At 72.6% G+C, this 25,402-nt stretch carries 23 protein-coding genes; 12 read left to right on the top strand and 11 right to left on the bottom strand.

Going from position 1 to position 25,402, the window contains the following annotated elements:
- Positions 1–258: 258 nt before the first annotated feature.
- The 4 genes from EV376_RS27505 (at position 259) to EV376_RS27490 (ending at position 3,863) form a co-directional block, all read left to right on the top strand.
- On the top strand, positions 259–783 hold the full coding sequence (locus EV376_RS27505; protein WP_130327960.1) for a polyadenylate-specific 3'-exoribonuclease AS: 525 nt from the start codon (positions 259–261) through the stop codon (positions 781–783).
- A 149-nt stretch (positions 784–932) separates the two neighbouring features.
- The gene (locus tag EV376_RS27500) at positions 933–1,961 is read left to right on the top strand and encodes a 6-phosphofructokinase (RefSeq protein ID WP_130328896.1); all 1,029 of its coding nucleotides are present in this window, start codon (positions 933–935) and stop codon (positions 1,959–1,961) included.
- Between the two features lie 73 nt (positions 1,962–2,034).
- A complete protein-coding gene (proC, locus tag EV376_RS27495) occupies positions 2,035–2,853 on the top strand; it encodes a pyrroline-5-carboxylate reductase (RefSeq protein ID WP_130327958.1) in 819 nt (272 codons plus the stop codon).
- Between the two features lie 206 nt (positions 2,854–3,059).
- Positions 3,060–3,863 carry an SGNH/GDSL hydrolase family protein gene (locus EV376_RS27490; protein ID WP_130327956.1) on the top strand — a complete coding sequence of 268 codons (804 nt, stop codon included), beginning with the start codon at positions 3,060–3,062 and terminating at the stop codon, positions 3,861–3,863.
- Positions 3,864–4,001: 138 nt separating this feature from the next.
- On the opposite strand, the gene EV376_RS27485 is transcribed toward EV376_RS27490, so the two are convergent.
- From EV376_RS27485 to EV376_RS27450, 8 genes are all read right to left on the bottom strand, one after another.
- The gene (locus tag EV376_RS27485) at positions 4,002–4,661 is read right to left on the bottom strand and encodes a flavoprotein (RefSeq protein WP_130327954.1); all 660 of its coding nucleotides are present in this window, start codon (positions 4,659–4,661) and stop codon (positions 4,002–4,004) included.
- A gap of 136 nt (positions 4,662–4,797) precedes the next feature.
- Positions 4,798–6,090, bottom strand: coding sequence for a DUF1343 domain-containing protein (locus EV376_RS27480; RefSeq protein WP_130327952.1), 1,293 nt, complete (start codon positions 6,088–6,090; stop codon positions 4,798–4,800).
- Positions 6,091–6,155: 65 nt separating this feature from the next.
- On the bottom strand, positions 6,156–6,845 hold the full coding sequence (locus EV376_RS27475; RefSeq protein WP_130327950.1) for a class F sortase: 690 nt from the start codon (positions 6,843–6,845) through the stop codon (positions 6,156–6,158).
- Positions 6,842–7,693 (bottom strand): DUF4397 domain-containing protein, encoded by an 852-nt coding sequence (locus EV376_RS27470; protein ID WP_130327948.1) that lies wholly within the window; start codon positions 7,691–7,693, stop codon positions 6,842–6,844. The genes EV376_RS27475 and EV376_RS27470 overlap by 4 nt, the downstream gene beginning before the upstream one ends.
- A 119-nt stretch (positions 7,694–7,812) precedes the next feature.
- Positions 7,813–8,307, bottom strand: a complete 495-nt coding sequence (locus tag EV376_RS27465; RefSeq protein WP_130327946.1) for a glutathione peroxidase — start codon at positions 8,305–8,307, stop codon at positions 7,813–7,815.
- 118 nt (positions 8,308–8,425) lie between these two features.
- A complete protein-coding gene (locus EV376_RS27460) occupies positions 8,426–9,328 on the bottom strand; it encodes a glycine betaine ABC transporter substrate-binding protein (RefSeq protein WP_130327944.1) in 903 nt (300 codons plus the stop codon).
- 99 nt (positions 9,329–9,427) lie between these two features.
- A complete protein-coding gene (locus EV376_RS27455) occupies positions 9,428–10,315 on the bottom strand; it encodes an ABC transporter permease (protein ID WP_130327942.1) in 888 nt (295 codons plus the stop codon).
- Positions 10,312–11,640, bottom strand: a complete 1,329-nt coding sequence (locus EV376_RS27450; protein ID WP_130327940.1) for a quaternary amine ABC transporter ATP-binding protein — start codon at positions 11,638–11,640, stop codon at positions 10,312–10,314. The genes EV376_RS27455 and EV376_RS27450 overlap by 4 nt, the downstream gene beginning before the upstream one ends.
- Positions 11,641–12,513: 873 nt before the next feature.
- On the opposite strand from EV376_RS27450, the gene EV376_RS27445 reads away from it, so the two are divergent.
- The 5 genes from EV376_RS27445 (at position 12,514) to EV376_RS27425 (ending at position 18,719) form a co-directional block, all read left to right on the top strand.
- Complete coding sequence (locus EV376_RS27445) at positions 12,514–14,139, top strand: glycosyl hydrolase family 18 protein (RefSeq protein WP_130327938.1); 1,626 nt, start codon at positions 12,514–12,516, stop codon at positions 14,137–14,139.
- A 177-nt stretch (positions 14,140–14,316) separates the two neighbouring features.
- Positions 14,317–14,796, top strand: a complete 480-nt coding sequence (locus EV376_RS27440; protein WP_130327936.1) for a nuclear transport factor 2 family protein — start codon at positions 14,317–14,319, stop codon at positions 14,794–14,796.
- Between the two features lie 82 nt (positions 14,797–14,878).
- The gene (locus EV376_RS27435; protein ID WP_130327934.1) at positions 14,879–16,285 is read left to right on the top strand and encodes a class II 3-deoxy-7-phosphoheptulonate synthase; all 1,407 of its coding nucleotides are present in this window, start codon (positions 14,879–14,881) and stop codon (positions 16,283–16,285) included.
- A 117-nt stretch (positions 16,286–16,402) separates the two neighbouring features.
- A complete protein-coding gene (locus EV376_RS27430; protein ID WP_130328895.1) occupies positions 16,403–17,422 on the top strand; it encodes a GntG family PLP-dependent aldolase in 1,020 nt (339 codons plus the stop codon).
- A 226-nt stretch (positions 17,423–17,648) separates the two neighbouring features.
- Positions 17,649–18,719 carry an IS110 family RNA-guided transposase gene (locus EV376_RS27425; RefSeq protein ID WP_130326087.1) on the top strand — a complete coding sequence of 357 codons (1,071 nt, stop codon included), beginning with the start codon at positions 17,649–17,651 and terminating at the stop codon, positions 18,717–18,719.
- 198 nt (positions 18,720–18,917) lie between these two features.
- Here the strand turns inward: EV376_RS27425 and EV376_RS27420 are convergent, their stop codons facing one another.
- Positions 18,918–19,820, bottom strand: coding sequence for a deoxyribonuclease IV (locus EV376_RS27420; RefSeq protein WP_130327932.1), 903 nt, complete (start codon positions 19,818–19,820; stop codon positions 18,918–18,920).
- Positions 19,811–21,796 carry a Stk1 family PASTA domain-containing Ser/Thr kinase gene (pknB, locus tag EV376_RS27415; protein ID WP_130327930.1) on the bottom strand — a complete coding sequence of 662 codons (1,986 nt, stop codon included), beginning with the start codon at positions 21,794–21,796 and terminating at the stop codon, positions 19,811–19,813. The genes EV376_RS27420 and pknB overlap by 10 nt, the downstream gene beginning before the upstream one ends.
- Before the next feature lie 231 nt (positions 21,797–22,027).
- Here pknB and EV376_RS27410 point away from each other — a divergent pair, with 231 nt between their 5' ends.
- A complete protein-coding gene (locus EV376_RS27410; RefSeq protein WP_130327928.1) occupies positions 22,028–22,396 on the top strand; it encodes an Rv2175c family DNA-binding protein in 369 nt (122 codons plus the stop codon).
- 56 nt (positions 22,397–22,452) lie between these two features.
- Here EV376_RS27410 and EV376_RS27405 read toward each other — a convergent pair whose 3' ends face one another.
- Positions 22,453–23,535 (bottom strand): polyprenyl synthetase family protein, encoded by a 1,083-nt coding sequence (locus EV376_RS27405; protein WP_130327926.1) that lies wholly within the window; start codon positions 23,533–23,535, stop codon positions 22,453–22,455.
- 148 nt (positions 23,536–23,683) lie between these two features.
- On the opposite strand from EV376_RS27405, the gene metF reads away from it, so the two are divergent.
- Both metF and EV376_RS27395 read left to right on the top strand, forming a co-directional pair.
- Positions 23,684–24,601: a methylenetetrahydrofolate reductase [NAD(P)H] gene (metF, locus tag EV376_RS27400; RefSeq protein ID WP_130327924.1), complete on the top strand. Its 918-nt coding sequence runs from the start codon at positions 23,684–23,686 to the stop codon at positions 24,599–24,601.
- Between the two features lie 44 nt (positions 24,602–24,645).
- The gene (locus EV376_RS27395) at positions 24,646–25,335 is read left to right on the top strand and encodes a CDP-alcohol phosphatidyltransferase family protein (RefSeq protein ID WP_130327922.1); all 690 of its coding nucleotides are present in this window, start codon (positions 24,646–24,648) and stop codon (positions 25,333–25,335) included.
- Positions 25,336–25,402: the final 67 nt, after the last annotated feature.

Genomic DNA, 25,402 nt, shown 5'->3' with positions numbered 1-25,402 from the left:
CCAACCCCTCCCCGGTCAAGAACCCCAACTCGCGCACCGGGTGAAGCTGGCGGCCCCCCCGCCCAGGCGCTCCGACACCTCCGGTAGCGGTACACATCAGATCATGACGGTCCGGTCGCTTGCTGTACACCCCTCAATTCGTCTCCGTGACGTTCGAGCCGCTGTCGAAGCCGGCCCTGACCTGCGCGTACGTGACGAGCCCCAGGTCGGCGGCACCCGGGCGCCCCGCCCACGGCCGGGTAGGCGAGGATGGCGGTGATGGTCTACCGCTATTTCTACGACTGCGAGTTCATCGAGGACGGCCGCGTGGTCGACCTGGTGTCGATCGGCGTCGTCGACGAGTACGGCCGCGAGTTCTACGCCGTCTCCACCGAGTTCGACGACTCCCGCGCCGTGCCCTGGGTGCGCCGCAACGTGCTCGACAAGCTGCCCTCGCCCGCCGACCGGGCCTGGCGGTCCCGGGAGCGGATCCGCGACGACCTGCTGGACTTCCTGCTCGAACCGGTCCGGGGCCGGCCCGGCGAGCAGCTGGAGCTGTGGGCCTGGTACGCCGCGTACGACCACGTGGCCCTCGCGCAGCTGTGGGGGGCGATGCCGGCGCTGCCCCGGGAGATCCCCCGGTTCACCAAGGAGCTCCGCCAGCTCTGGGACGACCGGGGCCGCCCGCCGCTGCCGGACGCCGACGCGGCCCGGCACGACGCCCTGGTGGACGCGCGGCACAACCTCGCGCGGTGGCGGGCCATGACCGGCCTGGAGACCCCGCGGCCGGCTACTGGACGGTAGCCGGGGCGCGGTGCCGGCGTGCGGCTGAGCGGGCTACAGTTCGCACTGACGGCCCGCCCCGGGCCGGCAATGGCGCCGATGGTCTGATCCGACACATATCCTGGGGCTTACCGGGCTTCACCCACATGCTCCAGGAGGATGAGCAGATCATGCGTATCGGCGTGCTCACCGGCGGCGGCGACTGCCCAGGTCTCAACGCGGTCATCCGGGCGGTGGTCCGGAAGGGCGTCACCAACTACGACCACGAGTTCGTGGGCTACCGGAACGGCTGGAAGGGCCCGCTGGAGGGCCTGTCCCGTCCGCTGGGCATCGCGGAGGTGCGGGGCATCCTGCCGCGGGGCGGCACCATCCTGGGCTCCTCCCGGACCAACCCGTTCAAGATCGAGAACGGCGTGGAGCGGATCAAGGAGAACCTCGCCGCGCAGGGCGTCGACGCGCTCATCGCGATCGGCGGCGAGGACACCCTCGGCGTGGCCACCAAGCTGCACGAGCTGGGCGTCAACGTGGTGGGCGTGCCGAAGACCATCGACAACGACCTCGGCGCCACCGACTACACCTTCGGCTTCGACACCGCCGTCAACATCGCGATGGAGGCCATCGACCGGCTGCACACCACGGCCGAGAGCCACCACCGCACCCTGGTGGTGGAGGTGATGGGCCGGCACGCCGGCTGGATCGCCCTGCACGCCGGTCTCGCCGGCGGCGCCAACGTGATCCTGCTGCCCGAGCGGCAGTTCGACGTCGAGCAGGTCGCCGGCTACGTCGAGAAGCGCTTCCAGCACCAGTACGCCCCGATCGTCGTGGTCGCCGAGGGCGCCCACCCGCTCGAGGGCCAGATGGTCCTGCACAACCAGGAGCTGGACGCCTTCGGCCACGTCCGCCTCGGCGGCATCGGTCAGTGGCTGGCCGAGCAGCTGGAGGCCAGGACCGGCAAGGAGGCCCGTACCGTCGTGCTCGGGCACATCCAGCGCGGCGGCACCCCGTCCGCCTTCGACCGGGTGCTCGCCACCCGGCTCGGCCTGCACGCGATCGACGCGGCGCACGAGGGCGACTGGGGCAAGATGGTCGCCCTGCAGAGCACCGACATCATCCGGGTTCCGCTGGCCGAGGCCACCCGCGAGCTGAAGACCGTCCCGCTGGAGCGGTACGCCGAGGCCGAGGTCTTCTTCGGCAGCTGATCGTCGCGTCGGCGTCGCGGCGGGCCGTCCGGTCCGCCGCGACGCCGGCCCGCGAGGAAGGGGATACGGCCCGATGGCGAGTTCGGTGCACACGGTCGCGGTGATCGGGGCCGGCAAGATCGGCGAGCTGATGCTCTCCGGGCTGCTGCGCTCGGGGTGGCCGGTGGACCGGCTGCTGGCCACCGCCCGGCGGCCGGCCCGGGCCGAGGAACTGTCCGCCCGCTACGGCGTACGGGTGGTCGACAACCTGACCGCCGTGGCCGAGGCCGAGGTGCTCGCTATCTCGGTCAAGCCGCAGGACGCCGCCGCGCTGCTGGACGAGGTCGGCCCCAAGGTGCCCGCCGACAAGCTCGTGATCTCGCTCTGCGCGGGCCTGCCGACCACCTTCTTCAGCCGCCGGCTACCCGGGGGCACTCCGGTGGTCCGGGTGATGACCAACACCCCGGCGCTGGTCGACCAGGCGATGACCGCCATCTCCGCCGGGGCGCACGCCACCGGCGCGCACCTGGCGCTCGCCGAGGAGATGTTCAAGCCCCTCGGCGCCACCGTCCGGGTGCCGGAGTCGCAGCAGGACGCGGTGACCGCGCTGTCCGGCTCCGGGCCGGCGTACTTCTACCTGCTGGTCGAGGCGATGATAGACGCCGGCATCCTGCTCGGCCTGCCCCGCCAGGTGGCGCACGACCTGATCGTGCAGACGGCGATCGGGTCGGCGGTCATGCTGCGCGACTCGGGCGAGCACCCGGTCAAGCTGCGCGAGGCGGTCACCTCGCCGGCCGGGACCACCATCTCGGCGGTGCGCGAGCTGGAGAAGCACGGCGTACGCGCGGCGCTGCTGGCGGCCCTCGAGGCGGCCCGCGACCGCGCCCGCGAGCTGGCCGCCCAGGCCGACTGACCTCCCGATCCTCGCCGCTGTGCCGGCGCCCCGCCGGTCCCCGCGGTCGGGCGTGGCGAAATCCTTCACTCCCGCGCCAGGTAGCGGAAACTATTTGTATCCATAAGTATCTATCAGCTCTTCGTGCGAATCCGGGGGACTGTCGGCGGCCTTCGATTCATTGATATCTATCTCGCACCACCACTTCCCACCCCCAGGAGTGCGACGTGCGGAGATCCCGTCTTGCCACCCTCGCCCTGACGCTGGCCTCGTCCCTCGGCATCGCCCTGACACTGGCGTCCCCCGCCCAGGCCGCGCCGGCCGACCACTACGTCGCCCTCGGCGACTCGTACGCCTCCGGCGTCGGCGCCGGCAGCTACACCGCGGAGAGCGGGTCCTGCCAGCGCAGTACCAACGCCTACCCCGCCCTGTACAACGCCAACATCCGGCCGGCCTCGTACCGTTCGGTGGCGTGTTCCGGCGCGACCACGGCCGACGTCATCAACAAACAGCTCTCCGCGTTGTCGTCGACCACCACGCTGGTCAGCGTGACCGTCGGTGGCAACGACGCCGGCTTCGCCAGCATCATGACCACCTGCGTGCTCCAGGGCGAGACCCAGTGCGTCGCCGCGGTGCAGGCCGCCGAGAACAAGGCGCAAGCCGAGCTGCCCGCCAAGCTGGCCAACGTCTACAACGGCATCAGGAGCCGGGCCCCGTCGGCCCGGGTGGTGGTGGTCGGGTACCCGGTCTTCTACCAGCTCGGCACGATCTGCGTCGGACTCAGCGCGACGTCCCGCGCGAAGATCAACGAGGGCATCAACCTGATCGACGAGATCATCAAGACGGCCGCCACCTCGGCCGGCTTCCAGTTCGCCGACGTACGGTCCAGCTTCGTCGGCCACCAACTGTGCAGCTACGGCGAGAAGTGGCTGCACGCGTTGAACTACCTGAACCTCTCCGTCTCGTACCACCCGACGGCGGCCGGGCAGTCCGGCGGCTACTACCCGGTCTTCCGCGGCGTCGCCGGCTGATCCGGCGGTCGGCGGTAGACCGAGCGCGCGCCGCTCGGCCGGCCGGCCCGGGGCGGGTGACCGCACCGGGCCGGCCGGCCCGCTGTCCGTCCGAGCAGGCGGAGCGGGTCGACGGATCGTGGGCGACGACCGGAGCCGTCAGCCTGACTGCAACGCGAACTCGTCCGCCGCACGCTGCTCGCCGAACTGGTGCACGGGCACGCCGAGCGGTTGCGTCGGGAAGTCCGCGGACTGGTCGACCGGCTCGGTCGGCTGGGCCGGCACCGCGACCGGCAGCGCCGGAACCCGGGCGAAGCGGGTCCACTCGGTGATGACCCGTACGGCGGCCCGCCAGGGTGCCGGGTCGCCGTCCTCGGCGGGGTCGGTCACCACGACGCCCCAGTGCCGCATGCGCTCCAGGTTCTCCAGGAACGCGGGGTGCCGGGCGAGCGCCGGCTCGGGGACCGGCACCACGACGACCGGCAGGCCGATCGACGTGGCCTCGTTGAGCAGCCGCAGGGCCAGGTTGTCGTTGAAGCCGCACGCCCAGCGGTTGACCAGGTCGAAGCCGGCCGGCGCGACCGCGTACGCCTCGGCGAGCGGCAGTGCGTCCGGCGCGTGGTCGTCGGTGTGAACCGGGTGGCCGGTGAGCTCGGCGAGGTCGTCCGGATCGATCGCGTCGAGCGCGTCCGGAGCGGCGACGGGATGGACCTCCCAGCCCAGCTGCTGGCAGGCGGTGACGAAGGAGTCGAGGTCGGCGATCTGGTCGGCGCCGCAGACGACGAGGTGGAGGACGGGGGGTCGTGACGTGGCGGGCATGGCGCTCCTATCGGCATGACGTGCACCGCGGTTGTCCGTGTGGGTCCCGCAGCCGAGAGTAGCGAGCCGGGCGCGGACGCGAGCCGGAATCCAATTATCCGGCTGGATCGGTTCGCGTCCGCGCCTGATCGAAGGGTCAGTAGAGCAGGTACGGCTTCCGGCGCCGCTCGAATGTGGCCAGTTCCCCGGCCCACGCGCCGACCACGTCGTCCACGTCGGCGCCGGCGTCCACCATGGTGCGCAGTCGCGGCGAACCGGTCAGCTTGTCCACCCAGTACGGTCGCGCCGCGTCCCAGGAGTCCTGCCGCCAGGCGAACGCCGGGTACTTCCGGGCCTCCACCAGCATCGCGACCGCCGTCCGGATCGGGTCGTAGGACGCCCGGTCGACGACCTTCACCTCGACGCCGGCGCAGAGCTTGTTGAGCAGTGCCGGCTTCTGCCCGGCCGCGGTCGGGGTGAAGTACGCCTCGCGGAACTCCACGCCGGGCAGCTCGCGGGCGTTGAGCCGGTCGCACCAGTGGTAGTCGAAGTCGTCGGCCAGCCCGCCGATCAGCTCGAACGGCCGGCAGGTGCCCCGTCCTTCGGTGATCGAGGCAACCCCCTCGAACAGGCCGGTGCCGGGGTAGACCAGCGCGGTGTCCGGAGTGGGCATGTTCGGACTGGGCATCACCCAGGGCAGGTCGGTGTCGGCGGCGAGCTTGTCGCGCTTCCAGTGCCGGCACTCCACCACCTGCAGGTCGACCGACCGGCCGACCTCGGCGGGCAGGAACTCGGCGTTGAAGAACCGGGCGAGCTCGCCCACGGTCATCCCGTGCTGCTGGACGATCTCCTTGAGCCCGACGCCCGAGGTGTAGGCGGGCGTCATCATCGGCCCGTACGCGCGGCCCCCGATCGGGTTCGGACGGTCCAGCACCACGTACCGCTTGCCGGCCCGGGCGGCGGCCAGCATCGAGGTGTACATCGTCCAGATGTACGTGTAGAAGCGGGCGCCCACGTCCTGGATGTCGAACACGACGGTGTCCACGCCGGCCGCCGCGTACATGCTCTCCCACTTGGCCTGCGACGCGCCGTACGCGTCGTAGACGGTGATGCCGGTGCGGGCGTCGACGCCGGTGCCCTCGCTGCCGCCGGCCTGCGCGGAGCCGCGGAACCCGTGCTCGGGCCCGAACGCCGCGGCGAGCCGCACGGCGCCGGACGCGTGCATCAGGTCCACCAGGTGCCGGTAGGCGGAGTCCACGCCGGTGGGGTTGGAGATGACGCCGACCCGCCCTCCCCGCAGGTCGGCGAAACCGGAGCGGACGAGCACGTCCAGGCCGGTCTGCACGCGTCTGATGCCGGGCACGGCGCCTCCAGGTGAGCCGGGGGCGGCCGCCGCGACCGCGCCCGCGGTCACCGCACCCGCGCCGGCCAGGAACCTCCTACGCTCCATGATCGACCTCCCGTCGGTTGCGATGAAACTTAGCTACGGGCCGATGGGACGTCAAGGAAGGTTAGCTACATGGACGGGTCGGTCGGCTCGGCGACGGCGAAGACCACGAGGTTGTCCCGGTAGTGACCGGTACGTCGGTCGAAGTCGCCGCCGCAGGTGACCAGCCGCAGCTCCGGCCCCGGTGTCGGGCCGTACACGGCGGCGGTCGGGAACCGCTGCTTCCGCACCCGCAGCAGGCCGGTGACCCGGAACGAGACCACCCGGTCGCCGCGCGACACCTGCACCCGGTCGCCCGGCCGCAGCTCGCCGAGCCGGGCGAAGACCGCCGGCCCGTCCCGGGAGTCCAGGTGCCCGGCGAGCACCGCCGGGCCGGGGTCGCCGGGGGCGGGGCCGCCCGCGTACCAGCCGGCCGCCGCGAAGTCGGCCGGCGGGACCAGGGCGCCCGCCGCGTCGACCCCCAGCGCCGCCAGCCGCGCGTCGACCGCGATCCGCGGCACGCGTACCCGGGTGGGGGCGGGCACCCGCGCGGGCCCGGCAGCGGGCCCCGGACAGTCGGCGCAGCCCGGCCGGACCACGGGCGGCGCCGCGGGGACGGCGGGCCCGGTCGCGGCGGCCAGGCCGGGCGTCGCGGGGGCGGCCGGCCCGACCCCGGTCGTGGCGGCCACGCCGAGCGCCGCGGCCACCGCGACGAGCAGGGCGCCCGTCGCGCGGCGGTCGCGGTGGCGCCGGAGCACGGGATCGGGCCGGCCGGTCACCGGCGTCGGCGCAGCAGCGCCAGGCCCGCGAGTAGCGCGGCCGCCGCGATCCCGCCCACGATCAAGGGGTACGCGGACGGCCCGGCCAGGCCGCCGGCCCCGGTGTCGACGCCGCCCGACGGCACGACCACGACGCCTCCGGTGGCGTCCTGCCGCAGCTCGGTCCTGAGGCCGCCCCGCTCGGCGTCGAGCACGAGCAGGGAGTAGACGGTGCCCGCGGTCAACGTGACCTCGGCGTCGGTCGTCGGACCACCGGTGCTGCTCAGCCGCAGGCGCAGGCGGCCGGGCTCGACCTGCTGGTAGTCGGTGGTGGTGGCGAACCGGACACCGGTGGCGACCGGCGGGCCGTCGACGGTCGCGACGTCGAGGACCGGCGCGCGCACCGACGCCTGCACGACGCGTACCTTGGCGCGCCCCGGCTCAGGGGCGCTCAGGTCGTCGGTGAGCACGCGCAGCCCCAGGTCCGCGTGCCGGCCGACCCCGGCCACCGTGTACGCGGCGCCGCCGCCCACCGTCACCTCCGTGGTGAGTACCGGCGGATCGTCGGGCGGGTCGCCCGCCTCCCGCATGGCCACCGCGTAGCGCCCGGCCGGCAGCGGCAGGTACGCCGAGACCACCCCGTAGCCGACACCGGGGAAGACCTGCGGCTCCCCGCGCCCCGGTGCGGCGAGGTAGACGTCGACGGCGGGGGTGTCGGGGGAGAGGTGCGCGAGCCGGACGTAGCCGACCGGGGCGGCGTGGGCCGGACCGGCGGCCGCCACGGCGATCCCCACGGCGGACCCGGCGGCGAGCAGGACCGCGCCGGCCGCGGCCAGCAGCCGGCGGGACGCGGTGCGGAGCGGGTGCATGTCGCCTCCGGGACGCGGGACGGGTGGGTCGCCGTCCCAGAGTCCCGTCAACGGGACTTTCGCGCAACGTGCGACACGCCGGCCCGCGCGACCCCTGCGCCCGCCGGCGGTGTCGTGGGTCAGGCGGCCGGCGGGAGGACCTTCTCGATCGCGGCCCGCAGCTCCGGCGAGCCGGGCTCGACGGTCGGCGCGAACCGGGCCGCCACCGTGCCGTCCGGGGCGACCAGGAACTTCTCGAAGTTCCACCGCACGTCACCGGTGTGGCCGTCGGCGTCGGGGGTGTCGACGAGGGCGGCGTAGAGCGGGTGCCGGTGCGGGCCGTTCACGTCCACCTTCTCGGTGAGCGGGAAGGTCACCCCGTAGTTCACCTGGCAGAAGTCGCTGATCTCGGTGGCGCTGCCGGGCTCCTGGCCGGCGAACTGGTTGCACGGCACACCGAGCACCACCAGGCCGCGGCCGGCGTACTCGTCGTGCAGCGCCTGGAGGCCCGCGTACTGGGGGGTGAGGCCGCACCGCGAGGCGACGTTGACCACCAGCAGGGCCCGGCCCCGGTAGCCGGCGAGGTCGGCGGAGCCGCCGGTGAGAGCGCCGATCGAGGTGTCGAAGACGGTCATGGGCCCGACCCTACGCGAGCCGGACCCGTCGGCCGCCGGTGCGCCCCGTCGGAGACGGATCAGCCGCCGGGAGGGGACGAGCCGGCCCCGTCCCGGCGGCTGATCGCTCAGTGGGGGATCAGGCGGTTCCGCCGCCCACCGAGGTGGCGAAGTCCGGGTTGGCCTTCAGCCACTCCTCGACGGCCTTCGCCTCGTCGTCCTTGTGGACGTTGAACATCAGGTCCTCGAGCGTGCCGAGCTGCTGGTCGTCCATCTTGAACTTCTTCAGCATCTCGGTGACCTCGGGGAAGTCCTCGCTGAAGCCCTTCCGGGCCAGGGTGTTGATCTCCTCGGCCCCGCCGAGCGTGCCCTTCGGGTCCGCCAGGTCCTTCAGCTGGTACTTCGCGTAGGCCCAGTGCGGGTGCCACAGGGTCACCACGATCGGCTTCTTGTCCTTGATCGCGCCGTCCAGCGCGGCCAGCATGGCCGGGGTCGACGAGGTCTTCAGGCTCAGCTTGCCGGTGAGGCCGTACTCCGGGATCACCTTGTCCTGGGTGGCGGCGGTCAGGCCGGCGCCGGCCTCGATGCCGATGATCTCGCCCTTGAACGTGTCGGCGTTCGCGGCCAGGTCGGCCAGCGAGTCGACGCCCGTGACGTACTCCGGCACGGCGATGCTCAGGCTGGCGTTGTCGTACCAGACACCGACCTTCTCGATCTTGTCGCCGTACCGCTCCATGTAGTCGGCGTGGGTCTGCGGCAGCCAGCTGTCGAGGAACAGGTCGATGTCCCCGGTCGACAGACCCTGGTAGACGACCCCGGCCTCGACGTTCTTGAGCTCGACCTCGTAGCCCTTCTCCTCCAGCAGGTTGCTCCAGAGGTAGGAGGCGGCGATGGCCTCGTCCCAGGCCATGTAGCCGATGGAGATCTTCTTCTTGTCGCCGGCGGAGTCGCCGGAGTCATCGCCGCAGGCGGCGACGCCGGTCAGCGCCAAGGCGGCCGTGGCCGCCAGCGCGACCCGACGCAGAACATTTCTGCCCCACATGTGGAGTTCCTTTCCTTGTTGCCGCTACGCCGGCGGGACTCGCGGGAGCGAGGCAGGGCACCGGCACCGTGACTTCCCTGCTTGGTTCAGGACGGGGGATCAGGCCTGCTGCATGGCGCGTTGCGCCTTCGCCGACGGGGTGCGCGCGCCGATCGAGTCGGTCAGCCGGTCGAGCACCACCGCCAGGATCACCACGGCGATGCCGCCCTCGAAACCGGCGCCGACCTGGGCCCGGAAGAGTGCCGTGGTGATCACCTCGCCGAGACCGCCGGCACCGACCATCCCGGCGATCACCACCATCGACAGCGCCAGCATGATGACCTGGTTGACGCCGGTCATGATGGTGGGCAGGGCCAGCGGCAGCTTGGTGCGCAGCAGGATCGTCCAGGGGGACGCGCCGAACGCCTCGCCGGCCTCGACGACCTCCCGATCGACCTGGCGCAGGCCCAGCTCGGTCAGGCGTACGCCGGGCGGCATGCTGAACACCACGGTGGCCAGCGCGCCGGGCACGACGCCGACGCCGAAGAAGAAGATGGCCGGGATCAGGTAGACGAACGCGGGCATCGTCTGCATCAGGTCCAGCACCGGCCGGACGACTGCCGAGGCGCGCGGGTTCTCCGCGATGAAGATGCCCAACGGTACGGCGAGCAGCAGCGCGAGCCCACTGGCCACCAGGACCAGCGCCAGCGTGCTCATGGTCTGTGCCCAGATCGGCATCCCGGCCACCATGCCGAGCCCGAGAGCCGTGCCGAGGCCGAACTTCCAGCCGCGCAGCCACCACCCGAGACCGGCGAAGAGCAGCACCACGACGATCGCCGGCGGCGCGGTCAGCAGGTCAGCCAGCGGCCCGACCAGCGATTCGACGAATGAGGCGATGCCGGCGAAGACCGCGGAGAGGTGCTCGGTCGACCAGTCGACACCGGCCTCGAACACCTCGCCGATCGGGACGTAGGGCAGCAGGCCGTCCAGTCCGTCAGCGCTGTTCATGCGGGCTCTCCCTCCAGCCGGACGGGTGCTGCGGCCACGGTCTGGGCCGGTACGGTCGCTGCGTCGCCTTCGGTCGGCGTCGATCCGGCCGACGCGTCGGGCGGTGACCCGGTCCGGTCGTCGGCGGTGTCGGTGCTGAGGCTGCCGAGCGCGCTGAGCAGCGTGACCCGCGGGATCACGCCGGACAGCCGCCCGGCGGAGTCGACCACGGCGACCGGGTACGGGCTCTCCGCGCAGGGGGCGAAGATGTCGGCCACGGGCGTGTCGTCGCCGACGCTCCGGACGTCCTCGGTCGACACGATCTCCCGGAGGTCCTGCCGGCCCTTCCGGACCGACTCGGCGGCGGCGTCGGCGGTCACGATCCCGAGGAACTTCTTGTCCCGCCCGGTGACGTAGACGGCCGCCGTCTGGGTCTCGCGCAGGATCCGGGCGGCCACCCGGGGTCCGGAGTTCACGTCCACGACACCGAGCGGCCGTTCCATGACCGACGACGCGGTGAGGATCCGGGTCCGGTCGACGTCGGCGACGAACTGGGCGACGTAGTCGTTGGACGGGTCGGTGAGGATCTCCTCGGCGGTGCCGATCTGGACGATCCGGCCGTCCCGCATGACCGCGATGCGGTCACCCAGGCGCATCGCCTCGTTGAGGTCGTGGGTGATGAACACGATCGTCTTGCCCAGTTGGGCCTGCAGTTCGATCAGCTGGTCCTGGACCTCGCGGCGGATGAGCGGATCGAGCGCGGAGAACGCCTCGTCCATCAGCATGATGTCGGTGCCGGCGGCGAGCGCGCGGGCCAGGCCGACCCGCTGGCGCATGCCGCCGGACAGCTCCTGCGGCAGCTTGTCCGCCCAGTTGTCCAGGCCGACCATCCGCAGCGCCTGCAGCGCCCGCTCCCGGCGCTCGGGCCTGGGCAGGCCGGCGACCTCGAGCGCGTAGCCGGCGTTGTCCAACACCGACCGGTGGGGCAGGAGGGCGAAGTGCTGGAAGACCATGCTGATCTTCTCGCGGCGCAGCTTGCGCAGCGCGGCCGGCTTGAGCTTGGTGATGTCGACCCCGTCGACCTCCACCGTGCCCTCGGTCGGGGTCAGCAGTCCGTTGAGCATCCGGATCAGGGTGGACTTCCCCGAACCGGACAGCCCCATGACCACGAAGATCTCGCCGCGCCGGACCTCGAAGTTCGCGTCGATGACCGCGGCCGTGACGGACTGGCCGGCCAGCTTCTCATCGCGGTGCGCGCCGTCGCGGAGAAGCTCGACCGCCCTCTCGGCGCGGTTGCCGTAAATCTTGTACAGCGATTTCACTCTGAGTGCGGACACGGTCTCCATTCCAAGGGACATCCGGCGTGACGACCATTTCCAACGATGTGCAGGGGCCTGTCGGCCATCGGCATCAATCAAGTCGTCGGGCTGCCGGGTCGGGACAGTCCCGGGTGGGCGGAACCTGGCCGACCCTACCCGACGCCGGTCCCCGAATGGCAACCTCGTTGCCGTCTTGTTGCACGGGGAGTGACAGTGGTAACGCCCCGAATGGGGCCAGGTGATTTTCGCAGCGTATTCGTCCATCGGTGATTCACCGCGATTACCGCTCGAAATGCGTAGGCCGGGAAGGCGCGGCGCGGAGCCGCGCTTCTGCGGACAATCGCTCCCCAAACGGACGGGTGGTTTGACGGTGGGTGATCGGAGTGACCCGATCGGCTGGTCGCCTCGGGGTGACCGTCAGCCCCGTTCCGCACCCGTCCGCCGTTCCGGTTAATTGCGTCGCGAGGTCGGTTTCCGGGGGTGTCGGGGAGACGTCTGCGCACTTATCGGCGCCGCGCCTAAAGGCGATACAGAATTCCGCTTTCATGAAACCTTCATAGGATCTACATGAAACCTATGCAGGACCTACACGCGACCTACATGGACAGTTCCTCGGCGCCGCGGGTTTCGGTGGTCCGGCACGTGTCGACCGCTCTCGAAATGCCGAGCGTGGCGTCCGGTCCCGCTCGGCGGGGGCCGGCGACGCCCGGTCGCGGGTCGTTCGCCGGGGGCGGGTGCGGTCCCGGCTCGCGGCGGGCTCGCGGTCCAGGCGGCGGGCGAGGTGGCCCGCGTCGGCACCCAGCGCAAATCGAAGCATGTACATCTTGACGAAGTGGTGACGCCTGAGTAGCGTCACCCCATCATTCTGGAAAGTTTCCTAACTGTTTGGGGAGACGCCACATGAAGAGATCGCTCCGCCGGGCCCTCTGGGTCGGCGCCGTGGTCGCGCTGACGGCCGCGACCGTCCCGATGGCCTCGGCGTTCGGGGCCGGCAGTGTCACCGCCGCCTTCACCCGGGTGCAGGACTGGGGGACCGGTCACGAGACGCGGGTGACGGTCACCAACGGCTCGAGCACGTCGGTGAGCACCTGGCGCATCGAGTTCGACCTGCCCACGGGCACCAGCATCAGCAGCTTCTGGGACGCCGACGTCACCCGCACCGGCAACCACTACGTCGCGGTCAAGAAGAGCTGGGCCGGCCCCCTGGCCCCGGGCGCCACGTTCAACTGGGGCTACAACGGCAGCGGCCCGTACCGGGCGCCGCTGAACTGCACCATCAACGGCGTGCCCTGCGCCGGCGGGACGCCGCCCACCACCACCGCTCCGCCCACCACGGCACCGCCCACCACCGCCCCACCGACCACGGCGCCGCCCACCACCGCGCCCCCGACCACCCCGCCGCCGGACCCGGGCGGCAAGAAGGTCGTCGGCTACTTCGCGCAGTGGGGCGTCTACGCCCGCAACTACCACGTCAAGAACATCCACACCAGCGGCTCAGCCTCGAAGCTGACGCACATCCTGTACGCCTTCGGCAACACCACCGGCGGGCGCTGCACCATCGGCGACAGCTACGCCGACTACGAGAAGGCGTACACCGCGGCGGACAGCGTCGACGGCGTCGCCGACACCTGGGACCAGCCGCTGCGCGGCAGCTTCAACCAGCTGCGCAAGCTCAAGCGGATGTACCCGCACCTCAAGGTGATCTGGTCCTTCGGCGGCTGGACCTGGTCCGGCGGCTTCACCCAGGCCGCGCAGAACCCGGCCGCGTTCGCCGAGAGCTGCTACAACCTGGTCGAGGACCCGCGCTGGGCGGACGTGTTCGACGGTATCGACATCGACTGGGAGTACCCGAACGCCTGCGGTCTCACCTGCGACTCCAGCGGCCCGAACGCGTTCCGGAACCTGGCCAGCGCGCTGCGCTCGCGCTTCGGCTCGTCAGCCCTGGTCACCGCGGCCATCACCGCCGACGGCAGCAACGGCGGCAAGATCGACGCCGCCGACTACGCCGGCGCGGCACAGCACCTCAACTGGATCATGCCGATGACGTACGACTACTTCGGCGCCTTCAACGCGCAGGGTCCGACCGCCCCGCACTCCCCGCTCCACTCGTACCCGGGCATCCCGCAGCAGGGCTTCTGGTCCGACGCGGCGATCCAGAAGCTCAAGAGCAAGGGCATCCCCGCCAACAAGCTCCTGCTCGGCGTCGGCTTCTACGGTCGGGGCTGGACCGGGGTGACCCAGACCGCGCCGGGCGGCACCGCGACCGGTCCCGCCCCGGGCACCTATGAACAGGGCATCGAGGACTACAAGGTGCTCAAGAACTCCTGCCCGGCGACCGGCACGGTCGGCGGCACGGCGTACGCCAAGTGCGGCAGCAACTGGTGGAGCTACGACACACCGGCCACGATCGGCGGAAAGATGACGTACGCGAAGAACCAGGGCCTCGGTGGCGCGTTCTTCTGGGAGCTCTCCGGCGACACCAGCAACGGCGAGCTGATCGGCGCCATCAAGGGCGGTCTCGGCTAGTCCGGAGGCCGACGCACCACCCACCCGGCGGGGAGGGACCGCACACCGGTCCCTCCCCGCCCGGGTGCGCGGCCGAGAGGGTGGCGAACGGGCCCTTCCCTACGGGCGGGTGACGGGTCGGATGTGACAGACTCGCCGCTCGACGGGGTTGGCTGTCCCTGACCGTTCGGAGGTGGCATGCGTACGGCGTACCGGAGGCTGGCGGTCGGGGCGCTCGGCGCGACCCTGCCGGTGCTTCTGCTCGGCTGCGGGCTCGGCGGCGACGACCAGCCGGCGGAGCGGCCCGGCCGGGCGCCCGCCGCGGAGGCCTCGGCCAAGGCCCGGGAGCGGGTGCAGGCGTACCTCGACGCCATGGCGGCCAAGGACGCGGCCGCCGGGCGCAGCCAGCTCTGCGCGGTGTTGCACGAGGCGTTCGACGCCGCCGCCACCGGGCCGAACGGCGACTTCGCCGACCACTTCGAGGTGCCGCAGGCGCAGATCACCGACATCCGGCCGGGCCCGCAGGGCCAGGAGGTGAGCGCGACGGTGTCGGTGACCGCCGGCACGCGCAAGCTGACCCGCCCGCTGCTGTTCACGGTCACCCGGGACGGCGCCGACTGGTGCATCGCCGCGGAGGCGCCCGGCGGCCACACCCCCAGCCCAGCCGTCACGCCCTGACCCGCGGTGAGGGATCTCTCACCCGACGGAACGGTCCCCCTCGCCGGCCGGCGGCCGGGTCGGTCGCCGTACGCTTTCTGTCATGCGCCATGAGTGGCATCAGCTGAGCCATCCGGCCGTCGGCAGCCCCGTGCTGCAGACCAGCCGGCCGACCGTCGACTCCGCCGAGGACGCCGCCCTCGGTCTGGACCGTTGGCGCGACCTGCCCCGCGCCCAGACCCCGCCCTGGCCGGACGCGGCCCAGGTCGCCGAGGTCTGCAAGGTGCTGGAGAACGTGCCGTCGGTCGTGGCGCCCTACGAGGTCGACCAGCTCCGCCAGAAGCTCGCGCTGGTCTGCGAGGGCAAGGCGTTCCTGCTGCAGGGCGGCGACTGCGCGGAGACGTTCGCCGACAACACCGAGAGCCACCTGCTCGCGAACGCCCGCACGCTGCTGCAGATGGCGATCGTGCTGACCTACGGCGCCTCGCTGCCGGTGGTCAAGGTCGCCCGGGTCGCCGGGCAGTACACCAAGCCGCGGTCGCTGCCGACCGACGCGCGCGGACTGCCGGCGTACCGCGGCGACATGATCAACTCGTTGGAGGCCACGCCGGAGGCGCGGGTCGCCGATCCGCAGCGCATGATCCGGGCGTACGCGAACTCCGCCGCCGCCATGAACATGCTCCGCGCGTACCTGGCCGGCGGCCTGGCGGACCTGCACGCCGTGCACGACTGGAACAAGGGGTTCGTGCGCAACTCGCCGGCCGGCGAGCGGTACGAGGCGATCGCCCGGGAGATCGACCGGGCCCTGGCGTTCATCCGGGCCTGCGGGATGACCGACGACGAGGCGCTGCGCACCGTCACCCTCTACTGCTCCCACGAGGCGCTCGCCCTCGAGTACGACCGGGCGCTGACCCGGGTCTCGGGCAACCGGGCGTACGGGCTGTCCGGGCACTTCCTGTGGATCGGCGAGCGCACCCGGCAGATCGACGGGGCGCACATCGACTTCATCTCCCGGATCGCCAACCCGATCGGCGTCAAGCTCGGCCCGACCACCACCCCGGACGAGGCGATCGAGCTCTGCGAGAAGCTCAACCCCGACAATGTGCCGGGACGGCTCACCCTGATCAGCCGGATGGGCAACCACCGGGTGCGGGACGTGCTCCCCCCGATCGTCGCCAAGGTCACCGCCGCCGGCGCGAAGGTGGTGTGGCAGTGCGACCCGATGCACGGCAACACCCACGAGTCGTCCAACGGCTACAAGACCCGGCACTTCGACCGGATCGTCGACGAGGTGCTGGGCTACTTCGAGGTGCACCGCGGCCTGGACACCCACCCCGGTGGCCTGCACGTCGAACTGACCGGCGAGGACGTCACCGAGTGCCTCGGCGGCGCCCAGGGCATCGACGACCTGGACCTGCCCGGCCGGTACGAGACCGCCTGCGACCCGCGGCTGAACACCCAGCAGTCGCTGGAGCTGGCCTTCCTCGTCGCGGAGATGCTCCGTGGCTGACGCGAGGAGTGCGCTTGCGAGCCCCGCAGTCGGCGACCGAGAGGATGACAGTGGCTGACGCGAGGAGTGCGCTTGCGAGCCCCGCAGTCGGCAACCGAGAGGACGACCGTGACTGACCTGATCGATCTTCGTTCGGACACCGTCACCCGGCCGACCGCCGGGATGCGGGAGGCCATGGCCACCGCCGACGTCGGCGACGACGTGTACGGCGAGGACCCGACCGTCAACGCCCTCGAGGCCGAGGTCGCCGCGCTCTTCGGGCACGAGGCGGCGCTGTTCTGCCCGACCGGCTCGATGGCCAACCAGATCGCCCTGCAACTGCTGGTGTCGCCCGGCAACGAGCTGCTCTGCGACGCCGACGCGCACGTGGTGACGTACGAGATCGGCGCCGCCGCCGCGTACGGTGGCATCTCGTCGCGGACCTGGCCGGCGGTCGGCGCGGACGTCGACCCCGACGCGGTCGCCGCCATGATCCGGCCGGACGGCTACTGGGCGGTGCCCACCCGCGCCATCGCCGTCGAGCAGACCCACAACCGGGGCGGCGGCGGGATCATCCCGCTGGACACGCTGCGCGAGCTGCGGCGCGTCGCCGACGACGCGCGGCTGGCGCTGCACTGCGACGGCGCCCGGATCTGGCACGCGCACGTCGCCGACCGGGTGCCCCTGGCGACGTACGGCGGACTCTTCGACACCCTGTCGGTCTGCCTGTCCAAGGGCCTCGGCGCGCCGGTCGGCTCGCTGGTGGTGGGTGGCGCCGACCGGATCGAGCGGGCCCGGTTCATCCGCAAGCGGATGGGCGGCGGGATGCGGCAGGCGGGGGTCCTCGCCGCGGCCGGCCGGTACGCCCTCGCGCACCACGTCGAGCGGCTCGCCGAGGACCACGCTAAGGCGGCCCGGCTCGCCGAGGCGGTCGCCCCGTTCGGCGTGCTGGCCGGTCCGGTCCGGACGAACATCGTCCCGCTGGACCTCGGCAAGCACCCCCAGGACGCGCACGGTCTCGCCGCCGCCGCCCGTGCGGAGGGCGTCCTGGTCTCGGTGCTCGGCCCCCGTACCGCCCGCCTGGTCACCCACATGGACGTCGACGACGCCGCCATCAGCCGCGCGATCGACGCCCTAACCCGCGCCCTGCGCGCCTGACAGAGATGATGTTCATGAGCACCTCCCGCCGGGGTCTGACCCAGCGCCTGACTGACTTCGGGTCCTTCACGGGATTTGTCGGCCTCGGTCGGGAGGTGCTCGTGCACTCACTGGACGTGGCGTTGTGACTTAATAGGAGCCTGGCCAGAGGCCCCATCTCTGTCTTGTCCGCGTTGCCCGGCTGGTGCGTGCCGCCCTGCCCACAGTCACGAGCGACAGGACGACGATGCCCTCTATTACACCTGAAGAAGCCGCGATCGAGGTCGTCGGTGGAGTCGACACCCACCAGGACACCCACACTGCAGCGGTGATCGACCTGGTCGGGCGGGTGCTAGGCACCCAGCAGCTCCCCGCCACGGCGGCCGGATACGCCGCCCTGCTGGCCTGGATGCGCGGGTTCGGCCGGCTGCTGCGCGTGGGGGTCGAGGGCACCGGCGCCTACGGCGCGGGACTCGCTCGCCTGCTGCGCGACGAGGACGTCGACGTGATCGAGGTTGACCGCCCGGACCGCAAGACCCGCCGGTTCCAGGGCAAGTCTGACCCGATCGACGCCATTCAGGCCGCCAAGGCCGCCCTGGCCGGGGAACGCACCGGCATCCCCAAGCAGCGCGACGGCCGCGTCGAAGCACTGCGCAACCTACGGGTGGCCCGGCGCAGCGCGGTCGACCAGCGCGCCGACACCCAACGCCAGATCAAAAGCCTGATCGTCACCGCCCCCGACGAACTGCGTGCCCGGCTGTGCGGTCTCACCGTCAAGCAGCTGATCGCCACCTGCGCGAACCTGCGACCCGACCGGGCCGACGCCGCCACCCCGGCCACCGCCGTCAAGCTCGCCCTGCGTGCTCTGGCCCGCCGCCACCAACAGCTCACCACCGAGATCGCCGACCTGGACGAACTGCTGCAGCCTCTCGTCGCCGCCATCAACCCCGGCCTGCTGGCCGCCAACGGCGTCGGCGCCGACACCGCCGGCCAACTGCTCGTCAGCGCCGGCGAAAACCACGCCCGACTCAACTCCGAGACCGCGTTCGCCATGCTCTGCGGCGTCGCCCCGATCCCCGCCTCGTCGGGCAAGACCACCCGGTACCGGCTCAACCGCGGCGGTGACCGGCAGGCCAACGCCGCCCTCTACCGCGTCGTGCTCTGCCGCCTTCGCTGGGACCCCCGCACCCGCGCCTACGCCGAGCGACGCACCAAAGAAGGCCTGTCCAAGAAAGAGATCATTCGATGCCTAAAGCGATACGTCGCCCGCGAGCTCTATCAGATCATCACAGCAAACGATCTTGAACTCGCTGCTTGACATCCATAGGAGCATCCCCCACCCCCCACCCCCCACCCCACCCACCCCACCCCACCCCCACCCAGGCCCCCTGCCCGTTGATCAAGAAGTTCTGGTCATGATTCCGGCGTTCGGGCGACGCAAACCTCTTGATCAACGCGGTTTTGGGCGGGAGGACCGGGGGTGGGTGGGGCGGGGTGGGGGGGGTGGGGGTGGGGGTCAGGGGCGCAGGCGTTTGAGGGTGGCGACGTCGGCGGCGTGGCCCACGTGCCTCTCGGTGGGCGTCTCCACCACGACCGGTACGCCGGCGGTGGCCGGATGGCGCATCAGCTCCGCGAACGCGGGCTCGCCGATGGCGCCCTTGCCGATGTTCTCGTGCCGGTCCCGGGTCGAGCCGCACAGATCCTTCGAGTCGTTGGCGTGCACCAGCCGCAGCCGGTCCGCACCCACGGTCCCGACCAGCGTGTCGAGCGTGGCGGCCATGCCACCCTCGACGGCCAGGTCGTGCCCGGCCGCCCAGGCGTGGCAGGTGTCGAAGCAGACACCGAGCCACGGGTGCCGGTCGACCGCGTCGAGGTAGGGCCCGAGCTGCTCCACCCGGGACGCGAGCGACCGCCCGCCGCCCGCGCTCGGCTCGACCAGCAGCATCGGCCCGCCCGCGTCACCCGCCGCGTCCAGCAGCGGGAGCAACGCCTCGCGGACCTGCCGCATCGCCGCGTCGGCGTGCCCGGCGTCGACCGCGCTGCCGGCGTGGAACACCACCCCCTGGGCGCCGATCGCGGCGCCCCGGCGCAGCGCGTGGGCCAGCGTCAGGGCCGACCGCTCCACCGTCGCCTCCGTGGGGGAGCCCAGGTTGACCAGCAGCGACGCGTGGATGAAGACGGGCACGCCCCGGTCGGCGCAGCCGGTGCGGAACAGCTCGTCCTGCACCGGGTCGCCGGGCGGCAGCGCCCAGCCCCGCGAGTTGGACACGTAGACCTGGACGACCTCCGAGCCCGCCGCGTCGACGTACGGCAGGGCCGCCTTCGCCAGGCCGCCCGAGGTCGGTGTGTGCGTGCCGACCGGCCGCGCCGTCGTCGGCGGGTGCGGGCCGGCCGGCCGGGCCGTCGTCGTCACAGGCATCCGAGGGTGATCTGGGTGCCCGGTGGCACCTGCGAGTTCTCACCCGGGCTCTGGAACCGGACGACGCCGTTCGGGTTGAACTGCACCGCCACCGGATGGCCCTGAGCCTCGAGGACCTGTTTGGCCTGCGGGCACGGCAGGTCGATCACGCGGGGAACGACGACCAGCGGCGGGCCCTGGCTCACCTCCAGCCGGACCTGCGCGCCCTTCTCCACACCGGTGCCGTCGGCCGGGCTCTGCCCGAGGACCTCGTCCTTGGGCTTGTCCGACTCCTTCACCGTCGGCGGCTCGACGAGCACCAGTCCGAGCCGGGCCAGGGTCCGCCGTGCCTCGTCCAGGCTCTTGCCGACAAGGTTGGGCACCGAGATCGGTGCCCGGCCCTTGCTGAGGATGACGGTGACCTCGTCACCCGGCTTGACCTCGGTGCCCGCCTTCGGGTTGGTCGCCACCACGACCCCCTCCGGCAGGCTGTCGTCGTAGCGGGTGGCCCCCTTGACCACCGTGAGCTTGGCGTCCGTCAGGTCGGTCGCGGCCAGCTCGTACTCCTTGCCCACCACATCCGGCACCGGGAAGCGCTCCGGGCCCAGCGAGAGGGTGAGCGTGATCGTGCCCCCCTTCTCGATGCGGCTGGCGGACGCCGGGTCCTGCGCCAGGACGGTGTCCTTCGGGACCTGCTCGTCGTGACGCGGATCCGCGTACCGCAGGTCGAGGCCGGCCTTCGCGGCCTGCGCCTCCGCATCGGCCTTGGTGAGACTCACCAGCTGCGGCGCCACCGTGTACCGGCCGACGCCGACCCACCAGCCGCCGACCGCGGCCATCAGCCCGAGCACCACGACGGCGGCGGCCACCGCCATCCGGCCGCGCCGGTCGCCCAGCACGCTGGACCGCAGCGCGGCGAGTCGGGACCAGATGTCGCCGTCGTCGGGGGCCGCGCGCCGCCGGCCGCCGCGCGGCGCGCCGTCGGGGAGGCGGGCCCAGGACGGCCGGTTGGCCGGCTGCACGGCCGCGACGACCATGGTGGGCTGGGCCACCGGGGGCTCGTCGGCCACCCGGCGCAGCACGGCCGTACGCGTGTTGGGGTTGCCCAGGTCTTCCCGGGCCACCTGCACCTCGGCCAGCAGTGCCCCGGCGTCCGTCGGCCGGGCACCCGGATCGCGCCGGGTGGCCCGGGCGACCAGGTCGTCGAGCGCCCTCGGCAGCCCCGGCACCAGCGTCGAGGGTGCCGGCACGTCCCGGTCCACGTGCTGCCAGGCCACCTCGACCGGGCGGTCGCCGTCGTACGGAACGCGCCCGGTCAGCATCTCGAACAGCACGATGCCCGCGGAGTAGACGTCGGTGCGCGGGTCGGCGTGGCCGTGGGTGACCAGCTCCGGGGCGACGTACGCGACGGTCGCCATGAGCTGGCTGCCGTGCTCGTCGTCGGCGCTCGCCTCCACCGCCCGGGCCAGCCCGAAGTCGGCGACCTTCACCACGCTGTCGACCAGGTTGGCGACCCCGCCGGTCGGCGCCTCGGCGACCAGCACGTTCTCCGGCTTGACGTCGCGGTGGACCAGCCCGGCCCGGTGCGCCGCGGCGATCGCGGCCAGCATCTGCTCGGCGATCGCGAGGGCCTCGTCCGGGTTGAGCCGGCGCCGCTCGGCCAGCACGTCGCGCAGCGTGCGACCCCGCACGTACTCCATCACCAGGTACGGCCGGCCGGCGTGGGTGCCCTGGTCGTAGACCGCGACGACGTTGGGGTGGGTCAGCCGGGCGATCGTCTTCGCCTCGTCGGTGAAGCGCTCCACGAAGCCCGCCATCCGGCCCCGGGCGTCCGGGCCGTGGGTCGGATGAATGATCTTCACGGCGACGGTGCGCTCGAGGCGCTCGTCGGTGGCGGTGTACACGGTCGCCATGCCGCCACGGGCCACGCGACCGCGAATGCGGTAGCGCCCGTCGATCAGCGAGCCCAGCAACGTGTCGGCGACCTGTGTGTCCATCGGCAGGGAGTCTATGTGTCCAGGGGGTGAAGGTTGAACAGGATGCTACAGCCGAGGGCCGACGGGTCGGGTCCGCCGACCGTCAACGACGATGTCGTCGCAGGTCCGGGCGGTGGCGCCGGGGTCCGGGAGGAAGGTCGCCGACCCGCTCGCCGGGGCGCCCGCCGGGCCCGGCCGCCGGCTGCGGGGTGCCGTCGTCGGATCCCGGGGCGGACGTGGCAGGGTGGTCGGGTGACCGACTCCGTACCCGCCGGGACCCCCGCCGCCGAACCGGCCGAGTGGCTGACGCTGCCGGACGTCGCCGAGCGTCTCGACCTGCCGATCAGCAAGGTCCACCAGATGATCCGCGACCGGGAGCTGATCGCGGTCCGTCGCGACGGCGTCCGCCGGGTGCCGGCGGACCTGGTGGCGACCGGGGGCGCGCTCAAGCACCTGCCCGGGGTGCTCAACCTCCTGGCCGACGCCGGCTACGACGACGAGGAGAGCCTGCGCTGGCTGTACCAGCCCGACGACACGCTCCCCGGCGGCACCGCGGCCGCCGCCCTCGCCGGCGACCAGGCCCGTGAAGTGAAACGCCGAGCCCAAGCCCTGGGCTTCTGACCCACCCGTCCCCACCCGCGGGATCGGCGCGCGTGCGGGCGCGGGGCGGGGTGGGCTCAGGAGGGGCGGCGGGTGGCGGCGATGGCCAGGTCGACCAGGGCCTGGTGGGCCTCGGTGTCCAGGTCGACGGTGGCCAGCGCGGCCAGCGCCGCGTCGGTGAGCGTGCCGATCCGCTGCTCGGTGCGGGCGAGCGCGCCGCTGGCCTCGATCAGCTCCCGCAGCCGGGCCACCCCCGCCTCGTCCAGCGCCGGGTCACCGAGGCCGCGGAGCAGCACCTCCCGCCCGGCGTCGTCGACCGCCTCCAGCGCCGCCGCCACCAGGTACGTGCGCTTGCCCTCGCGCAGGTCGTCACCGGCCGGCTTGCCGGTCTGCGCCGGGTCGCCGAAGACACCGAGCACGTCGTCGCGCAGCTGGAACGCCTCGCCGAGCGGCAGCCCGTACGCGGAGTACGCCACGCGTACGTCGGGGGCGGCGTCGGCCAGCGCGGCGCCGAGCAGCAGCGGGCGTTCGACCGTGTACTTCGCCGACTTGTAGCGGGCCACCTTCCCGGCCCGCTCGAGCGAGGTGTCACCGGTGGCCTGGGTCAGCACGTCGAGGTACTGGCCCACGGTCACCTCGGTGCGCATCTGGTCGAACACCGGCCGGGCCCGGGCCACCGTGTGCGGAGCCAGCCCGGCGGAGTGCAGCAGCTCATCCGACCAGACCAGGCACAGGTCGCCCAGGAGGATCGCCGCCGCGTCGCCGAACCCGTCCGCGTCCCCGCCCCAGCCGGCCGCCCGGTGCCGGGCGGCGAACCGCCGGTGCACCGCCGGCTCGCCCCGGCGGGTGTCCGACCGGTCCATCAGGTCGTCGTGGATCAGTGCGCTGGCCTGCACGAACTCCAGCGCGGACAGGGCGGTCACCACCTGGTCGGTGTCGACCCCGCCGGCACCCCGAAACCCCCAGTAGGCGAAAGCCGGCCGGAGCCGCTTGCCGCCGCCGAGGACGAACGCCTCGATCGCCTCGGCGAGCGGGGCCAGGGCGTCGTCGACGCCGGTCATCCAGGTGCGTTGGGCGGCCAGGAACTCGGTCAGCGCCTTGTCGACGCGTTGACGCAGCCCGGCGCGGTCGACCGGGGAAACGGGAGCAGCGTGGGTCACGCCCCGACGCTAGCCGGTCCGGCCGGTGCGTGATGTACCGGCGGGTACGCGACGCGCCGGCCGCTCACCGTCGCCCCGCCACCCGGCGGACCCGTCCGCCGCTTGGGAAGACCTGGGTACGGGTGGCCCCGCCCGTTACAGTCGGGGAGTGGCGCTCGGTCTCCCCTCGGTCCTCCCCAACCCGCAGCCGGCGATCGGGGAGCTGATCCGTGACCGCCAGCCGACGTTCTCCTTCGAGTTCTTCCCGCCCAAGACCCCCGAGGGCGAGCGGCTGCTCTGGCAGGCCATCCGCGAGCTGGAGTCGCTGCGCCCGTCGTTCGTCTCGATCACCTACGGCGCCGGCGGCTCGACCCGGGACACGACCGTCGCCGTCACCGAGCGGATCGCCACCGAGACGACGCTGCTGCCGATGGCGCACCTGACCGCGGTCAACCACTCGGTCGCCGAGTTGCGGCACGTGATCGGCCGGCTGGCCGCCGCGGGCGTGCGCAACGTGCTCGCGGTGCGCGGCGACCCGCCGGGCGACCCGACCGGCGAGTGGGTCCCGCACCCGGAGGGCGTGCACTACGCGGAGGACCTGGTCCGTCTCGTCCGGGACTCGGGCGACTTCAGCGTCGGCGTCGCGGCCTTCCCGTACAAGCACCCCCGCTCGCCCGACATCGCCACCGACACGGCGTACTTCGTCCGCAAGTGCCGGGCCGGCGCCGAGTTCGCGATCACGCAGATGTTCTTCGACGCCGACGACTACCTGCGGCTGCGCGACCGGGTGGCGGCGGCGGGCTGCGACACCCCGATCCTGCCCGGCGTCATGCCGGTGACCCAGATCCGCACCATCGAGCGGTCGGCGCAGCTCTCCGGCGCGCCCTTCCCGCCGGCCCTGGCCGCGCGCTTCGAGCGGGTCGCGGACGACCCGGAGGCGGTCCGCCGGCTCGGCATCGAGCAGGCCAGCGAGATGTGCGGGCGCCTGCTGGACGAGGGCGTGCCGGGGATCCACTTCATCACCCTCAACCGCTCCACCGCCACCCGCGAGGTCTGGCAGCACCTGCGGGCCGGCGCCCGCGTGTGAGCGGACGGGCCGCGACACCTCCCGATCGGTGCGACGGTTGAGCCGTGGTGGGCACACAGCTGAACTGGGACCAGTACGCCACGGCCTGGGCGCGCCTGCACGGCGGTTTCGACCCGCGCGCCGCCGCTCCGGTCGTCCGCGCCTGGCTGCGCTTCGCGTACCACGTGGGCTACGTGCTGGGCCGGCTGCGGGTCAGCCCGACCGCGGTCACCGTCGTCGGTGTGCTGCTGTGCTTCTGCGTACCGCTGTTCGCCGTACGCCCGCAGGACGGGCCGTTCCTCGGCGCGCTGTTCGTGTTGCTCGCCGCCGTGGCGGACAGCGTCGACGGCGCGGTGGCGGTGGCGACCAACCGCACCACCCGGCTCGGGTACGTCTACGACTCGGTGGCCGACCGGCTCGGCGAGGCGGCCTGGCTGGTCGCGTTCTGGCTGATCGGCGCGCCGGGAGCGCTGGCGGCCGCCGCCGGCGGGCTCTCCTGGCTGCACGAGTACGTGCGCGCGCGGTCGGTCGCCGCCGGGATGCGCGAGATCGGGGCGGTGACGGTGGGGGAGCGGCCGACCCGCGTCTCGGTGGCCCTGGCCGGCCTGCTGCTGGCCGGGCTGACCGGGCTGATCGAGCCGGACCTGGCCGCCGGCACCATCACCATGGCGACCGCCGTCTGGGTGCTGCTGGCCGCGTTCGGCCTGGGGCAGCTGCTCGCCGCCGTCCGCCGCACGCTGGTCGACGCCGGCTGAGCCACGCCGTACCGCCGGCGCGGGTCGCGCGCGCCCGGATGGTGAGCGCGGATGCCGAGCGGGGCCC

Source organism: Micromonospora sp. CNZ295, from assembly GCF_004217535.1.
The sequence above is the reverse complement of the archived record's forward strand: the minus strand, read 5'-3'. Positions and strand labels throughout refer to the sequence as shown.

What these genes read in the sequence shown, in the direction of transcription:
- EV376_RS27505 (WP_130327960.1), top strand. Translation starts at nt 259, where the DNA reads ATGGTCTACCGCTATTTCTACGACTGCGAGTTCATCGAGGACGGCCGC.
- EV376_RS27500 (WP_130328896.1), top strand. Translation starts at nt 933, where the DNA reads ATGCGTATCGGCGTGCTCACCGGCGGCGGCGACTGCCCAGGTCTCAAC.
- proC (WP_130327958.1), top strand. Translation starts at nt 2,035, where the DNA reads ATGGCGAGTTCGGTGCACACGGTCGCGGTGATCGGGGCCGGCAAGATC.
- EV376_RS27485 (WP_130327954.1), bottom strand. Translation starts at nt 4,661, where the DNA reads ATGCCCGCCACGTCACGACCCCCCGTCCTCCACCTCGTCGTCTGCGGC.
- EV376_RS27480 (WP_130327952.1), bottom strand. Translation starts at nt 6,090, where the DNA reads ATGGAGCGTAGGAGGTTCCTGGCCGGCGCGGGTGCGGTGACCGCGGGC.
- EV376_RS27470 (WP_130327948.1), bottom strand. Translation starts at nt 7,693, where the DNA reads ATGCACCCGCTCCGCACCGCGTCCCGCCGGCTGCTGGCCGCGGCCGGC.
- EV376_RS27465 (WP_130327946.1), bottom strand. Translation starts at nt 8,307, where the DNA reads ATGACCGTCTTCGACACCTCGATCGGCGCTCTCACCGGCGGCTCCGCC.
- EV376_RS27460 (WP_130327944.1), bottom strand. Translation starts at nt 9,328, where the DNA reads ATGTGGGGCAGAAATGTTCTGCGTCGGGTCGCGCTGGCGGCCACGGCC.
- EV376_RS27455 (WP_130327942.1), bottom strand. Translation starts at nt 10,315, where the DNA reads ATGAACAGCGCTGACGGACTGGACGGCCTGCTGCCCTACGTCCCGATC.
- EV376_RS27450 (WP_130327940.1), bottom strand. Translation starts at nt 11,640, where the DNA reads ATGGAGACCGTGTCCGCACTCAGAGTGAAATCGCTGTACAAGATTTAC.
- EV376_RS27445 (WP_130327938.1), top strand. Translation starts at nt 12,514, where the DNA reads ATGAAGAGATCGCTCCGCCGGGCCCTCTGGGTCGGCGCCGTGGTCGCG.
- EV376_RS27440 (WP_130327936.1), top strand. Translation starts at nt 14,317, where the DNA reads ATGCGTACGGCGTACCGGAGGCTGGCGGTCGGGGCGCTCGGCGCGACC.
- EV376_RS27435 (WP_130327934.1), top strand. Translation starts at nt 14,879, where the DNA reads ATGCGCCATGAGTGGCATCAGCTGAGCCATCCGGCCGTCGGCAGCCCC.
- EV376_RS27425 (WP_130326087.1), top strand. Translation starts at nt 17,649, where the DNA reads ATGCCCTCTATTACACCTGAAGAAGCCGCGATCGAGGTCGTCGGTGGA.
- EV376_RS27420 (WP_130327932.1), bottom strand. Translation starts at nt 19,820, where the DNA reads ATGCCTGTGACGACGACGGCCCGGCCGGCCGGCCCGCACCCGCCGACG.
- pknB (WP_130327930.1), bottom strand. Translation starts at nt 21,796, where the DNA reads ATGGACACACAGGTCGCCGACACGTTGCTGGGCTCGCTGATCGACGGG.